The organism is Leifsonia sp. NPDC058194 (genome assembly GCF_042883605.1).
Classification (GTDB): Bacteria; Actinomycetota; Actinomycetes; order Actinomycetales; family Microbacteriaceae; genus Leifsonia.
In genome coordinates this window covers 929,538-943,279 of sequence record NZ_JBHVVL010000002.1, presented here as the reverse complement: position 1 = coordinate 943,279, position 13,742 = coordinate 929,538, and the positions used below count along the sequence as shown (strand labels likewise).

Below are 13,742 nucleotides of genomic sequence, written 5' to 3'. Positions count from 1 at the left end.
GGCCCTCTCCTTCGGGTCGGCCCCGTCAGGCCGCCCGGCGCGTCACCGTGACGGCGAGGTCGCGCAGGTTGGCCTTCGCCTGCTCTCCGATCGGGGCCGCCTCCAGGGCCTCGATCGCGCGCCGCACGTTGTCCGCGATCATCGTCTCCACGGTGTCGACCGCACCCGATTCGCGGATCGTCGACTGGAGCATCGCGATCTGCTGCGGGGTAAGATCCGGGTCGCCGAGCAGTTCGTCGAGTGTCGCGCGTGCGCCGCTCGGGAGCGCCTCGCGCGTCAGGGCGATCAGCACCGTGCGCTTGCCCTCCCGCAGATCGTCGCCGCTCGGCTTGCCGGTCACCTCGGCGTCGCCGAAGACGCCGAGCAGGTCGTCGCGCAGCTGGTAGGCGATGCCGAGCGGGAGGCCGAACCCGCGCAGCGCGTCGAGCTGGCCGACCGTGGCCCCCGCGAGGCTCGCCCCGATGAGGAGGGGCGACTCGATGCTGTACTTGGCCGACTTGTAGACGATCACGCGCTCTGCGCGTGCGAGCTGGTCGGCATCCGGGCGGCCGGCCCAGCCGATCTCCTCGAAGATGTCGAGGTACTGCCCGGCCGTGACGTCGATGCGCATGCGGTTGAACTCGGCGCGGGCGGCCCGACGGGCCGAAGGGCTGACCGATTGGGTGAGCCCCTCGTCGAACAGCTCGTCGCTGAGGATGAGCAGGAGGTCGCCCAGCAGGGTCGCCGAGCCGTGGCCGAACGTCTCGCCGGAGCCCTTCCAGCCCTCCTGGTCGTGGAGTGCCTCGAACCGCCGGTGGGCGGAGGGTGCCCCGCGCCGGGTGTCCGAGTTGTCGATGAGGTCGTCGTGCACCAGGGCGGCAGCGTGGAACAGCTCGAGGGCGCTCGCCACGGAGATCACCGCGTCGAGCGGACCGCCTGTCGTGACGGGCGCCTCGTCCGCCTCCTCGCCCGCTGTGCGCACCGCCTGCCAGCCCCAGAAGCAGAAGAGAGCGCGGAACCGTTTGCCGCCGCTGAGAAAATCCCTTGAGAAAGCCGCGATCGGGGAGAGCTCGTCCGCGATGGAGACGAGAATGGATGCACGGACATCGAAGAATCCATCGATTCTGGACTGGATAAGGTCGACGAATCGGATGCTTTCAGACACACGCCTAGCCTAGTCAGAGACGCACGGCTACAATCAGCCACACAGGCTTGAACCCACGAGAAAGAGGGGGAAACGGATGCCGCTTTCGGAGCACGAGCAGCGCCTCCTCGAAGAGATGGAGCGCAGCCTCTATCAGAACGACGCGGATTTCGTCGCGAAGGTCGGCGGCAAGCGGGTCCGTCCCGCCTACCGGTCGATCGTGCTCGGCGTCCTCATCGCCGTCGTCGGCGTCGGCGTTCTGATCACCGGAGTCTTCGTCCAGCAGCCCATCGTCGGGATCCTGGGCTTCGTCGTCATGTTCGGCGGCGTGCTCCTGGCCATCGCTCCGGGCAAGCGGGTCGCGATCGATCCGGACGCCCCTGCTGCGCCGACCAGCGCCAAGGCGACTCGCGGCGGCAACCAGGCCGGCTTCATGGACAAGCTCAACGACCGCTGGGACAAGCGCCAGGACGGTCAGGGCTGACCCCCTCCACTTCGCACCACCCCGTCGCCTGAGAGGCGATACCAGGGCCGATCATCATGATCGGCCCTTTTTTCGTGCCCTTTTCCTCCCCGGTCCGGCCATTTCACTCCACTTTCCTCCACCGTGCAATTCCTTGATTTTCCGCGGGCAAAACACCCCCTTTCGGGCCAATATTCCCGATGTGCGTGATTTTGTGGATGGAAGTGGAGTAAAGTGGAGTAGCACCACAACCTTGGGCCGGAAGAGTGGGGAGGCGTCCGATGTTCCTCGGTACTCACGCCCCCAAACTCGACGAGAAGGGGCGCATCATCCTGCCGGCCAAGTTCCGCGATGAGCTCGAGTCCGGTCTCGTCCTGACCCGAGGCCAGGAGCACTGCGTCTACGTCTTCAGCCAGCGCGAGTTCGAGGCGCTGCACGAGAAGATCCGCCAGGCGCCGGTGACGAGCAAGCAGGCCCGCGACTATCTGCGCGTCTTCCTCTCGGGAGCGAGCGCCGAGGTGCCGGACAAGCAGAACCGGGTGACCATCCCGCAGACGCTGCGCTCGTACGCGGGGCTCGATCGCGACCTGGTCGTGATCGGCGCCGGAAGCCGGGCGGAGATCTGGGACGCCCAGGCCTGGGAGACCTACCTGGCCGAACAGGAATCCACATTCGCAGAGACCGACGAGGAGGTGATCCCGGGGCTGTTCTAGCGCCTGACGCCGGACTCCCAGCCATACGCCCTGACGCACTTCCCCGGTGTCAGGTCGGAATGGATGGGGATCCGGAATCAGGGGCACGGGCCCTCAGCACGATGAGCGAATCCACGAATCACGACGACATCCACACCCCGGTCCTCCTGGAGCGGTGCATCGAGCTGCTCGCACCGGCCCTCGAGCGGCCCGGGGCGATCTTCGTCGATGCGACGCTGGGCATGGGCGGCCACTCGGCCGGTGTGCTGGAGCGGTTTCCCGAGGCGGTCCTGGTCGGGCTCGACCGCGACCCCGAGGCCCTCGCGATCGCGGGGGAGCGGCTCGCCCGCTTCGGCGACCGCGTCCACCTCGTGCACACGGTCTACGACGGCATCCGGGAGGCCCTCGACGGCCTCGGGATCGCCGAGGCCGACGGCATCCTCTTCGACCTGGGCGTCTCCTCCCTTCAACTGGACCGGGTCGAGCGCGGGTTCTCCTACTCCAAGGACGCCCCGCTCGACATGCGGATGGACGGGACCAGCGAGCTCACCGCCGAGGTCATCCTCCGCGAGTACTCCGAAGCGGACCTGCGGCGCATCTTCCGCGAGTACGGCGAGGAGAAGCTCGCCGCGCGCTACGCGCAGAAGATCGTCGCGGCGCGCGAGCAGGAGCCCCTCGTGCGCTCCGGGCAGCTCGTCGACGTGATCACCAAGGCGACGCCGGTGGCGGTGCAACGGCAGGGGCATCCGGCCAAGCGGGTGTTCCAGGCACTGCGCATCGAGGTCAATCAGGAGCTGTCGGTGCTGCAGCACGCGATCCCGGCGGCCATCGACGCCTTGCGCGTCGGAGGCCGCATCGTGGTGGAGGCGTACCAGTCGCTGGAGGACCGCATCGTCAAGCGCGAGCTCCAGACGCGATCCACCTCCAGCGCCCCGGCCGGACTCCCGGTGGAGCTGCCGGAGCACCGACCTGAACTGAAACTGCTCATCCGTGGAGCCGAGCTGGCGAACGACGACGAGAAAGCCGCGAACCCGCGAGCGACGCCGGTGCGTCTGCGCGCGGCGGAACGGGTGAGGAGGGCCTCGTGAGCACGAGTCTGGCCGAATCGACCGCACGGCGCCGCCCGGCCAACGGGTGGATCGGCGGGATCCTGCCGGCGCCGTCCGAGCAGGAGAGGCGCGGACATCTCGAAGTCGTCTCCTCCCGCAGCCAGCGTCGGGCCCGCCCGCGCGCGCTGTACGCCGTGGTCGCAGTCGGCTCGCTCCTGGTCATCGTCGTCGCCCAACTCCTTCTGAGCATCGCGATCTCGCAGGGCGCGTACACGCTGAACAGCCTGCAGACCGAGCAGACCAGCCTCCAGCGCTCGCTGCAGGCGGCGTCCGAAGACCTGACCCGGGTGTCCTCGCCGCAGAACCTCGCGGCGAACGCGAACAGCCTCGGGATGGTCAGCAACAGCAACCCCGCCTACCTGCGCCTCTCCGACGGCGCTGTGCTCGGCGCGCCGCTCGCGGCGAGCGGAGCGGCGGGAACGGTCACCGGCGGTCAGGGCAACCTGGTCCCCAACTCGCTCCTCGCCGGTGTGGGCCTCGTCAACGCGCAGCAGCCGGCGACTCCGGCGACCACGCAAGCTGGGAATTCCGCAAGCACGGGTGCCGCTACCCCTCCGGCCACCTCGCCGACCGTACCGTTGCAGGGAGCGCTGCCGACGCCGGTGACGCACTGACGACGGGACGGACGCGCGCATGACCAGCAAGAAGATGTTGCGGCGGCGGACCGCGGTGACCGTGGCGGCCGTCGCCGTCACCGTCGGCATCCTCGGCGCGAAGCTCGTCGACATCCAGGTGGTGCGGGCCGATGCCCTGCAGGCGCAGTCGGTCGACGCGAAGGAGCAGTCGACCACCCTCTACGGCAACCGGGGGAACGTCGTGGACGACGACGGCACCGTGCTGGCCACGACGATCTACAAGTACACCGCGCAGGCGTCGCCGTCGGATGCCGTCGCCGGGACCGACGGCCATAAGAAGATGCTCGAGGCCGCCGCCAAGATCGGGGCGATCACCGGGCAGGGTGCGGACGCGGTGGCGAAGCTCTTCGACGACGCGCTCGCGAAGGACCCGAAGTCCAAGTACGTGCTCATCAAGTCCGGGATGGACGTCGGCACCTTCGACAAGCTGAACGCGCTGCCCTACCCCTGGCTCACCTTCAGCAAGGTGCAGACCCGCAGCTACCCGAACGGCGCCGTCGCAGGCAACCTGCTCGGCTACATGTCCGACTCCGGGAACGGCGGGCTCGAGGAGAGCGAGAACGGCTGTCTTGCCGGCCAGAACGGCACCGAGACCTACCAGCAGGGTGCCGACGGCGTCGCCATCCCCGGGAGCACGGTGGTCCAGAAGCAGGCGAAGGACGGCGGCACGGTCAAGCTGACGATCGACAGCGATCTCGAATGGTTCGCCACGCAGACGCTGGCCCAGCAGGTGCAGGCCACCGGATCGCAATTCGGCTTCGTGACGGTCGTGGAGGCCAAGACGGGAAAGGTCAAGGCCGTGGCCCAGTGGCCCTCCGCCGATCCCAACAACCTCGATGGGACCGACCCCAAGTACTGGAACCTGCTGCCGCTGACCGACCCGTACGAGCCCGGTTCGACGTTCAAGGCTCTGACGGCGGCGATGCTGATCGACCAGGGCAAGGCGAGCCCGACCTCGCAGGTCCTGGCGCCCTACGAGTGGAAGTCGGGCAACGGCGCCGACCTGCACGACTCGGGCTACCACGCCCCCCTCCAGCTCACCCTGACCGGCGTGCTGATGATGTCGTCGAACACAGGCATGTCGCAGCTCGGCCGGGCGCTGAGCGACCAGACGCGCTATGACTACCTGAAGAAGTTCGGGATCGGCGACAGCACCGGCCTGCCGTACCCGGGGGAGTCCGACGGCATCCTGAATCCGGTCGATGGTTGGGACGACCAGACGAAGTACGCGACCATGTTCGGCCAGGGCGTCTCGGCGACCCAGTTGCAGATGGTGGACGCGTACCAGGCCCTGGCCAACGGCGGTGCGCGCATCCCGCTGTCGCTGGTCGAGAGCTGCACAGACGCCGACGGCAAGGTCACGCAGGTCCCCTCGGCAAAGGCGACGCAGGTCGTCTCCCCGGAGGCTGCCAGTACGACGCTCGGGATGATGGAGTCGGTCGTCACCAAGGGCGAGCTGGCGAAGCAGCTCCAGATCCCGGGATACCGGGTCGCTGCGAAGACCGGAACGGCCCAGCAGCCGGACGGCAAAGGCGGCTACCTGCCGTCGTACTACGTCTCGGTCATGGGCGTCGCGCCGGTCGACGACCCGCAGTACGTCGTTTCGGTCAACCTCGGATACCCGACTACCATTACTTCGTCGGCAGCCGCCGCTCCGCTGTTCCACACGATCATGAGTCAGGTGCTGAAGACCTACCGGGTGAAGCCGTCGACGACCAGCCCGGCTGACTACCCTCCGTACTACTGAAAGTGAGCCCCGTGACAGGACCGGCGCCCTCCTCCCTGCGCCCCGAGCATCCCGTCGCCCGTCCGCTCGCCCAGCTGGTCGCGGAATTCGGGTTGGACTGCAGAGGCGATCTCGACGCCGTCGAGGTGACCGGCACGGCTCTCGCGAGCTCCGCCGTCGAGCCCGGCGACCTCTACGTCGGCGTCCCCGGCCGTAACGCGCACGGCGCGAGTTACGCGGCGGCCGCCGCCGAGGCCGGTGCCGTGGCGGTGCTCACCGACGAGGCGGGCGCCGGCCTGGCCGCGGATTCCGGGCTGCCGGTGATCGTCACTCCCGACCCCCGTGCGGCCCTGGGGGCCGTCTCGGCCTGGATCTATCGCACGGACGAGAACCAGGCGACGCTCTTCGGCGTCACCGGCACCAACGGCAAGACCAGCGTGGTCTACCTGCTCTACGCGATCCTCGGCCAGCTGGGCGTCGTCGCCGGCCTCAGCTCCACCGCCGAGCGTCGCATCGGCGAGCAGGCCATCACGAGCAAGCTCACCACCCCGGAGGCCAGCGAGCTGCACGCGCTCCTCGCCCGGATGCGCGAGGAGGGCGTCCGTGCGGTCGCCCTGGAGGTGTCGGCACAGGCACTGAGCCGCCACCGCGTGGACGGCATCGAGTTCGACGTCGTCGGCTTCACCAACCTCAGCCACGACCACCTCGACGACTACACGGCGATGGACGACTACTTCGAGGCGAAGCTCGAGCTCTTCCAGCCTGACCGCGCGCGCCGCGGCGTGGTGACGGTCGACTCCGACTGGGGGCGCTCGCTCGTCCAGCAGTCGCGCATCCCGGTCACCACGCTCTCCAGCTCGCCCGGCACGGACGCGGACTGGACGCTGACGATCCTCTCGGAGACCCTGGCCGACACGACCTTCGCCCTCGAGGGCCCCGACGGACGGCGCCTGGAGACCTCGGTCCCGCTCATCGGCGCGTACAACGCCTCCAACGCGGCCCTCGCGATCGTCATGCTCGTCGAGTCCGGCTACGACCTCGACGCGATCGGCGCCGCGCTCGATCGCGACGGCGGGATCGACGCCTACGTCCCCGGTCGCACGGAGCGGCTCTCCGCCGAGCGCGGGCCGGTCGTCTTCATCGACTACGGACACACGCCCGATGCGTTCCTCTCGACCCTCACGGCGCTCCGCCGCGTCACGGAAGGCCGTGTCGTGATGGTCTTCGGGGCCGACGGCGACCGCGATACGACCAAGCGTGCCGATATGGGCGCGATCGCCGCCCGCGGCGCGGACGCCGTCGTCATCACCGACTTCCACCCGCGCTGGGAGGACCCGGCCGCGATCCGCGAGGCCCTCCTCGCGGGAGCCCGCGCCGCCGTCCCCGACGGCGAGCTCTACGAGGTGCCGGATCCGCGCGCCGCCTTCCGCAAGGCGCTGTCCCTCGCCGGCGAGGGCGACGTGGTCCTGTACGCCGGGCCGGGTCACGAGGACTACCAGGAGGTCGCCGGCCAACGGCTGCCCTACTCCGCCCGCGACGACGCCCGTCTCGCCCTGCGAGAGGCCGGGTGGCTCTGATGATCGACCTCACCCTCGCCGAGGTCGCCGCGGCGACCCGGGGAACCCTCCTGCTCGACGGCGCCCTGCTCGACGGCGTTCCCGCGACGCCCGAGACGATCGTCTCCGGGCTGTCGACCACCGATTCGCGGGAGGTCGTGCCCGGCACGCTGTTCTTCGCCAAGCCGGGCGAGTTCACCGACGGACACCTCTTCGCCCCGCAGGCCGTCGAGGCCGGGGCGGCTCTTCTCGTGGTCGACCACGCGCTCGACCTGCCCGTGCCCCAGCTGCTCGTGGAGGACACCGTGGTCGCCCTCGGCGACCTCGCCACCGAGGTGATCGCCCGCGTGCGCGCCCTCGGCCGGCTGAAGATCGTCGGGGTCACCGGCTCCAACGGCAAGACGACGACCAAGAACCTGCTCCGGGAGATCCTGGAGCAGGTCGGCCCGACCATCGCGCCGCGCGCCTCGTTCAACAACGAGGTCGGCGCCCCGGTGACGATGCTCGAGGTGACGGAGGAGACGCAGTTCCTCGTCGCGGAGATGGGCGCGAGCGGCATCGGCGAGATCGCACGCCTCGTGCGCATGGCCCGGCCCGACATCGGCATCGTGCTCAAGGTCGGCCTCGCCCATGCGGGCGAGTTCGGCGGCATCGAGCAGACCCTCGCCGCGAAGACCGAGATGGTCAGCGACCTGCTCGACTCCGATGTCGCGATCCTCAACCTCGACGACCCGCGCGTGGCCTCCATGGCCGACAAGACCGCGGCCCGAGTGCTCTGGTTCGGGCTCGACGACCGCGCCGACGTCCGTGCCACGGACATCGTCTCCAGCGCCCGCGGGACCTCCTTCACCCTGCATCTGCCGGACGGCGCCGCGCGCGAGGTGCGTTTCCGCGTGCTCGGCGAGCACCACGTCATGAACGCGCTCGCGGCAGCGGCCGCGGCGCACACGCTCGGCGTGGACGTCGATGCGATCGTCGCCGCCCTGCAGACGGTCCAGCGCGCCGAGCGCTGGCGCATGGAGGTCCTCGGCGGCGCCCGCGGCGTCACGGTGATCAACGACGCGTACAACGCCAGCCCCGACTCGATGTCGGCCGCGCTCAAGACGCTCGCGCAGATCTCCGAGCCCGGGGCCCGGACCGTCGCGGTCCTGGGCGAGATGAGCGAGCTGGGCGAGTTCTCGGGGGAGGAGCACGACCGCATCGGACTGCTCGCCGTCCGCCTCGGCATCGGCCAGCTCGTCGTCGTCGGGCCCTCCGCCCGGCGCATGCACATCACCGCCATCAACGAGGGCTCGTGGGACGGCGAATCCCTCTACTTCGACACCCAGGACGCCGCGTACGAGCACCTGGCGGGCGCGCTCCGCGAGGGCGACACCGTGCTCGTGAAGTCCTCCAATTCCGCGGGACTGCGCTTCCTCGGCGACCGACTGGGAGAATTGTTCTCGTGAGAGCCCTGCTGACCTCCGGTGCGCTGTCCATGGCGTTCTCGCTCTTCCTGACGCCGCTCTTCATCCGGCTGTTCCGCCGCCTGCAGTGGGGGCAGTTCATCCGCGACGACGGCCCGCAGAGCCACCACGCGAAGCGCGGCACCGCCACCATGGGCGGCATCATCGTCATCCTCGGGACGCTGTTCGGCTACTTCACCGCTCTTCTGCTGACCGGAGACGAGACCAGCGTCTCGGCCCTGCTCGTGCTGTTCCTCATGGTGGGCCTCGGCGTCGTCGGGTTCGTCGACGACTTCCTCAAGACGCGGCGCGAGCGCAGTCTCGGGCTGACGGGATGGGCGAAGGTCGCCGGCCAGGTCATCGTCGCGACGGTCTGGGCCTTCCTCGCGATCTCGTTCCCCAACGGCAACGGCGACACCCCGGCGTCGATGAACGTCTCGTTCATCCGCGACCTGCCGATCGACTTCGGGCACCTGACCCAGTTCGGCGCCATCGGCGTCGTCGTCGGGTACGGCCTCTACCTGATCTGGATCAACTTCATCGTCGCCGCGACCTCGAACGGCGTGAACGTCACCGACGGTCTGGACGGCCTCGCCTCCGGCGCGTCGATCCTCGCCATCGGCGCCTACATCATCATCGGGTTCTGGCAGTCGATCCAGTCGTGCACCAACTCCAGCCTCAACCCGGAGAACGTCGCCAAGTGCTACGAGGTGCGGGACCCGTTCGACCTCGCCATCGTCGCGACGGCGATCGTGGGCGCCGTCGTCGGCTTCCTCTGGTGGAACACCTCGCCCGCGCAGATCTTCCTCGGCGACACCGGCTCGCTCGCCCTCGGCGGCGCAGTGGCCGCGCTCGCGATCCTCAGCCACACGGAGCTGCTGCTCGTCCTCATCGGCGGACTGTTCGTGATCGAGGCGGGCTCGGTGATCGTCCAACGGGTGTACTTCAAGCTCACGCACGGCAGACGGATCTTCCTGATGAGCCCCATCCATCACCACTTCGAGCTCAAAGGCTGGGCGGAGGTGACGGTCGTCGTGCGGTTCTGGATCATCGGCGGCCTCCTCGTCGCGGCCGGCGTCGGCTCGTTCTATCTCGAATGGCTGGCCACGTGAGTGCGGGCGAGCGTCTCGCAGCCCTGACCAGCTGGCACGCGGACTGGAGCGGCCTGCGCGTCGCGGTCTACGGTCTCGGCGTGACGGGCTTCTCCGTGGCGGACACCCTCGCCGAGCTCGGCGCGGAGGTCATCGTCGTGACCTCGACGGCCGACTCCGAGCGCGCGATGCTGCTGGAGGTCATCGGGGCCGAACTGCTGGAGGAGCCCGACCTGTCGACGCCTCCCGCGCGCCTGACCGAGTTCGATCCCGAACTCGTCGTGGTCTCGCCCGGGTTCCATTGGGACCACCCTCTGCTCCTCTGGGCCGAGGAGCGGGAGACCGCGGTCTGGGGCGACATCGAGCTCGCCTGGCGCCTGCGCGACAAGGTCGCCGGTCCCGGCAGCGGCAACACCCCCGCCGACTGGATCTGCGTCACCGGCACGAACGGCAAGACCACCACCGTGCAGCTGACCGCCACCATGCTCCTGGCCGGCGGGAGCCGGGTCGCCCCCTGCGGCAACATCGGAGTGCCGGTGCTCGACGCGATCCGCGACCCCGAGGGCTTCGACGTCCTCGTCGTGGAGCTCTCGAGCTACCAGCTGCACTGGATCAACCGGAACGCGGGCGGAGAGCTTTACCCGTACTCGTCCGCGTGCCTCAACATCGCCGACGACCATCTCGACTGGCACGGCTCGCTCGAGGCCTACATCGCCGCGAAGGCGAAGGTCTACGACAACACCCAGGTCGCCTGCGTCTACAACCGTGCGGACGCGAACACGCTGCGGATGGTCGAGGGCGCCGAGGTCGTCGACGGAGCGCGGGCCATCGGCTTCGGGCTCGACGTGCCCGGTCCGAGCGACTTCGGCGTCGTGGACGGCATCCTCTGCGACCGGGCGTTCCTCGAGGACCGGATGACGACCGCACTCGAGCTCACCACGCTCGACGAGCTGCGGGAGGCGGGACTCTCCGCCCCGCACGTCGTCGCGAACATCCTGGCCGCCAGCGCGCTCGCCCGGTCGTACGGCGTCGAGCCGCAGACCATCCGCGACGTGCTGACCGCGTTCCGGCTCGACGCGCACCGCATCGAGCTGGTGCGGGTGGAGGCGGGCGTGAGCTGGGTCGACGACTCCAAGGCCACGAACCCGCACGCCGCGGACGCGTCGCTGCGCGCCTATCCCTCGGTCGTCTGGGTGGTGGGCGGCCTGTTGAAGGGCGTCGACATCGACGAGCTCGTGCGGACGCACGTCGGCCGTCTGCGCGGCGCCGTGCTGATCGGAGCCGACCGCACGTCGCTGCGGGAGGCATTCCGGCGACACGCGCCGGCGCTTCCGGTGGTCGAGGTCGACGCCGACGAGACTGAAGGGGTCATGCCGTCGGCTGTCCGTTCGGCCGGCGGGATCGCCCGTGAGGGCGACACCGTCCTGCTGGCGCCGGCTGCGGCGTCGATGGATCAGTTCGTCGACTATGCGGAGCGGGGACGCCTCTTCCAGGCGGCCGTCAACGAGTACTTGGGAGGTGAGGCGGATGACTTCTCCGCCTCGCGTCCAGAGCAGGACTGATCGGCCCTCCACCGCCTCCCGGGGCGCATCCTCTGCGGAGACCGCCTCGCGGCTGAGCGGACTGACCGCGCGCATCTCGCTCGGCAAGAACGTCACCGCCGAGTCGGCCAATTACTTCATGCTGCTCGGCGTCACGCTGTTCATGGTGATCTTCGGGCTGGTGATGGTGCTCTCGTCGTCCGCCGTCGAGTCCCACAGCGACAACGACAACTTCTTCTCGCGGTTCTGGTCGCAGGGTGCGTTCGCCCTGATCGGCCTCCCGCTGATGTTCCTGGTCTCCCGGCTGCCCAGCCGGTTCTGGAAGCGGACGATCTGGTTCCTGCTCGCGGGCGCCTGCTTCCTCCAGGTGCTCGTGCTGCTCACCCCGCTCGGGGTCGAGATCGGCGGCAACCGCAACTGGCTGCGGGTCGGCTCGTTCACCCTGCAGCCGTCGGAGGCGATCAAGGTCGCCCTCGTCGTCTGGCTCGGCGTCGTCCTCGCTCGCAAGAAGGACGTCCTCGACCAGTGGAAGCACGTCGCGGTGCCGGTCGTCCCCGTCGCGGGCGGCGCCATCGCTCTGGTGCTCCTGGGAGGCGACCTCGGCACGACGGTGATCTTGGCCGCACTCGTGCTCGGCGCGCTCTTCTACGCGGGAGTGCGGATGCGCTACCTCGTGATCGGCACGGTCGGGATGGCCGCCGTCGCGGTCGCCGTCGCGCTCTCCAGCGCCAGCCGGGTCGGGCGCATCGCGGCGTACTTCGGTGGCACGAGCGCCGCCAACCCCGATGTCGACTGGCAGATCAAGAACGGCTTCTACGCGCTGGCGTCAGGGGGCGTTTTCGGGGTCGGCCTCGGCAACTCGCACTCGAAGTGGTCGTGGCTGCCCGCGGCGGACACGGACTTCATCTTCGCCATCATCGGCGAGGAGCTCGGTCTCATCGGCGCGGTCGTCGTGCTGCTGCTCTTTGTGCTGCTGGCAATCGTGTTCCTGCGCATCATCCACGCGTCGACCGACCCGTTCGCGCGGGTCACGACCGCCGCGATCATGGTGTGGCTCATCGGCCAGGCCTTCGTCAACATCGCGGTGGTGCTCGGCGTCATACCCGTGCTCGGGGTGCCGCTCCCACTGATCTCTGCGGGAGGGACTGCGATGATCAGTTCCATGGTCGCCATCGGAATCGTCCTCTCGTTCGCCCGCGAATCGAGCAAGGAATCCCACTCGAACCCGTCCGCCGCGCGCAAGGCAGGCACGAACGCATGACGCGCTACCTGCTGGCCGGCGGAGGGACCGCCGGCCACGTGAACCCGTTGCTGGCCGTCGCCGACCGCCTGCGCCGCGACGACCCCGCCGCCGAGATCCTCGTGCTCGGCACGAAGGAGGGCCTGGAGGCCCGGCTCGTGCCCGCTCGCGGCTACGAGCTGGCGACCATCCCGAAGCTCCCCTTCCCGCGTCGACCCAACGCGGCGGCGCTCCGGTTCCCCGGCGAGTACCGCCGCGCGATCCGCACGGTCGGCGACCTGATCCGCGAGCGCGGGATCGACGTCGTCGTCGGATTCGGAGGCTACGCCGCCGCACCGGCGTACTCGGCCGCGCGCAAGGCGGTCGTCCCGCTCGTCCTGCACGAGGCGAACGCCCGACCGGGTCTCGCCAACCGGCTCGGCGCGCGCTACACCCCGTGGGTCGGCGTCGCGTTCGAGGGGACGCCGCTGCCGCACGCGACGTTCGTCGGGATGCCGCTGCGCGTCGAGATCGAAGAGCTCGACCGCGCGGCGTCGCGGTCCGCGGCCCTCGCCGAGTTCGGCCTCGTGGACGAGCGCCCCACCCTGCTCGTCACCGGAGGCTCGCTCGGCGCCCGCCGGTTGAACGCCACCGTCTCCGCCCGCGCGCGCGAACTGACGGCGGCGGGCTGGCAGGTGCTGCACATCCAGGGCGGCCGCGGCGAGCTCTCCGACCCCGGCGTCGAGCACTACCGGCTGCTGGATTACTGCGACCGGATGGATCTCGCCTTCGCGCTGACCGACTTCGCCGTCGCGCGTGCCGGAGCGGCCACCGTGTGCGAGTTCGCGGCCCTGGGGATCCCCGCCGTCTACGTCCCGTTCCCGATCGGGAACGGCGAGCAGCGCTTCAACGCCGCCGGGGTCGTCGGCGCCGGCGGCGGGATCCTCGTCGATGACGCGGCCTTCGTCCCGGACTGGGTGGACGCCGAGCTCCTGCCCCTGCTGGCGGATCGCGACCGCGTGTCCGGCATGTCGGAGCGGGCGTCCGCGGCCGGCGTCCGCGACGGATCCGACCGCATGGCGGCGCTCGTCCGTCGCTCCCTGGAGCGCGCGTAGCCCCGTGAGAAGATGGAGGGAAGCCGT

12 protein-coding genes are annotated in these 13,742 nt (G+C 69.7%); 11 read left to right on the top strand and 1 reads right to left on the bottom strand.

Annotated features, from left to right (window positions below):
* Positions 1–25: 25 nt before the first annotated feature.
* The gene (locus tag ACFVU2_RS11275; RefSeq protein WP_387873981.1) at positions 26–1,144 is read right to left on the bottom strand and encodes a polyprenyl synthetase family protein; all 1,119 of its coding nucleotides are present in this window, start codon (positions 1,142–1,144) and stop codon (positions 26–28) included.
* A gap of 76 nt (positions 1,145–1,220) precedes the next feature.
* Between ACFVU2_RS11275 and ACFVU2_RS11270 the strand changes: the two genes are divergently transcribed.
* The 11 genes from ACFVU2_RS11270 (at position 1,221) to ACFVU2_RS11220 (ending at position 13,715) form a co-directional block, all read left to right on the top strand.
* Complete coding sequence (locus tag ACFVU2_RS11270) at positions 1,221–1,607, top strand: DUF3040 domain-containing protein (RefSeq protein WP_387873979.1); 387 nt, start codon at positions 1,221–1,223, stop codon at positions 1,605–1,607.
* A 260-nt stretch (positions 1,608–1,867) separates the two neighbouring features.
* A complete protein-coding gene (gene mraZ / locus ACFVU2_RS11265; protein ID WP_387873976.1) occupies positions 1,868–2,299 on the top strand; it encodes a division/cell wall cluster transcriptional repressor MraZ in 432 nt (143 codons plus the stop codon).
* Positions 2,300–2,400: 101 nt separating this feature from the next.
* Positions 2,401–3,366, top strand: coding sequence for a 16S rRNA (cytosine(1402)-N(4))-methyltransferase RsmH (rsmH, locus tag ACFVU2_RS11260; protein WP_387873974.1), 966 nt, complete (start codon positions 2,401–2,403; stop codon positions 3,364–3,366).
* A complete protein-coding gene (locus ACFVU2_RS11255) occupies positions 3,363–4,001 on the top strand; it encodes a hypothetical protein (RefSeq protein WP_387873972.1) in 639 nt (212 codons plus the stop codon). Before rsmH ends, ACFVU2_RS11255 begins: the two co-directional genes overlap by 4 nt.
* 19 nt (positions 4,002–4,020) lie before the next feature.
* On the top strand, positions 4,021–5,769 hold the full coding sequence (locus tag ACFVU2_RS11250) for a peptidoglycan D,D-transpeptidase FtsI family protein (RefSeq protein ID WP_387873970.1): 1,749 nt from the start codon (positions 4,021–4,023) through the stop codon (positions 5,767–5,769).
* Between the two features lie 11 nt (positions 5,770–5,780).
* On the top strand, positions 5,781–7,325 hold the full coding sequence (locus ACFVU2_RS11245; RefSeq protein WP_387873968.1) for a Mur ligase family protein: 1,545 nt from the start codon (positions 5,781–5,783) through the stop codon (positions 7,323–7,325).
* A complete protein-coding gene (murF, locus tag ACFVU2_RS11240; RefSeq protein ID WP_387873966.1) occupies positions 7,325–8,752 on the top strand; it encodes a UDP-N-acetylmuramoyl-tripeptide--D-alanyl-D-alanine ligase in 1,428 nt (475 codons plus the stop codon). Before ACFVU2_RS11245 ends, murF begins: the two co-directional genes overlap by 1 nt.
* Positions 8,749–9,861 carry a phospho-N-acetylmuramoyl-pentapeptide-transferase gene (gene mraY / locus ACFVU2_RS11235; RefSeq protein WP_387873963.1) on the top strand — a complete coding sequence of 371 codons (1,113 nt, stop codon included), beginning with the start codon at positions 8,749–8,751 and terminating at the stop codon, positions 9,859–9,861. The genes murF and mraY overlap by 4 nt, the downstream gene beginning before the upstream one ends.
* On the top strand, positions 9,846–11,402 hold the full coding sequence (murD, locus tag ACFVU2_RS11230; protein ID WP_387873962.1) for a UDP-N-acetylmuramoyl-L-alanine--D-glutamate ligase: 1,557 nt from the start codon (positions 9,846–9,848) through the stop codon (positions 11,400–11,402). Before mraY ends, murD begins: the two co-directional genes overlap by 16 nt.
* Positions 11,368–12,642, top strand: a complete 1,275-nt coding sequence (gene ftsW / locus ACFVU2_RS11225; protein WP_387873960.1) for a putative lipid II flippase FtsW — start codon at positions 11,368–11,370, stop codon at positions 12,640–12,642. Before murD ends, ftsW begins: the two co-directional genes overlap by 35 nt.
* Positions 12,639–13,715, top strand: a complete 1,077-nt coding sequence (locus ACFVU2_RS11220) for a glycosyltransferase (RefSeq protein ID WP_387873957.1) — start codon at positions 12,639–12,641, stop codon at positions 13,713–13,715. Before ftsW ends, ACFVU2_RS11220 begins: the two co-directional genes overlap by 4 nt.
* The last annotated feature ends 27 nt before the right edge of the window (positions 13,716–13,742 follow it).

Bases quoted from the DNA above. Each gene is read 5' to 3' on its own strand.
- ACFVU2_RS11250 (WP_387873970.1), top strand. From the start codon at position 4,021: ATGACCAGCAAGAAGATGTTGCGGCGGCGGACCGCGGTGACCGTGGCG.
- ftsW (WP_387873960.1), top strand. From the start codon at position 11,368: ATGACTTCTCCGCCTCGCGTCCAGAGCAGGACTGATCGGCCCTCCACC.
- rsmH (WP_387873974.1), top strand. From the start codon at position 2,401: ATGAGCGAATCCACGAATCACGACGACATCCACACCCCGGTCCTCCTG.
- mraZ (WP_387873976.1), top strand. From the start codon at position 1,868: ATGTTCCTCGGTACTCACGCCCCCAAACTCGACGAGAAGGGGCGCATC.
- murF (WP_387873966.1), top strand. From the start codon at position 7,325: ATGATCGACCTCACCCTCGCCGAGGTCGCCGCGGCGACCCGGGGAACC.
- ACFVU2_RS11220 (WP_387873957.1), top strand. From the start codon at position 12,639: ATGACGCGCTACCTGCTGGCCGGCGGAGGGACCGCCGGCCACGTGAAC.
- ACFVU2_RS11270 (WP_387873979.1), top strand. From the start codon at position 1,221: ATGCCGCTTTCGGAGCACGAGCAGCGCCTCCTCGAAGAGATGGAGCGC.
- murD (WP_387873962.1), top strand. From the start codon at position 9,846: ATGGCTGGCCACGTGAGTGCGGGCGAGCGTCTCGCAGCCCTGACCAGC.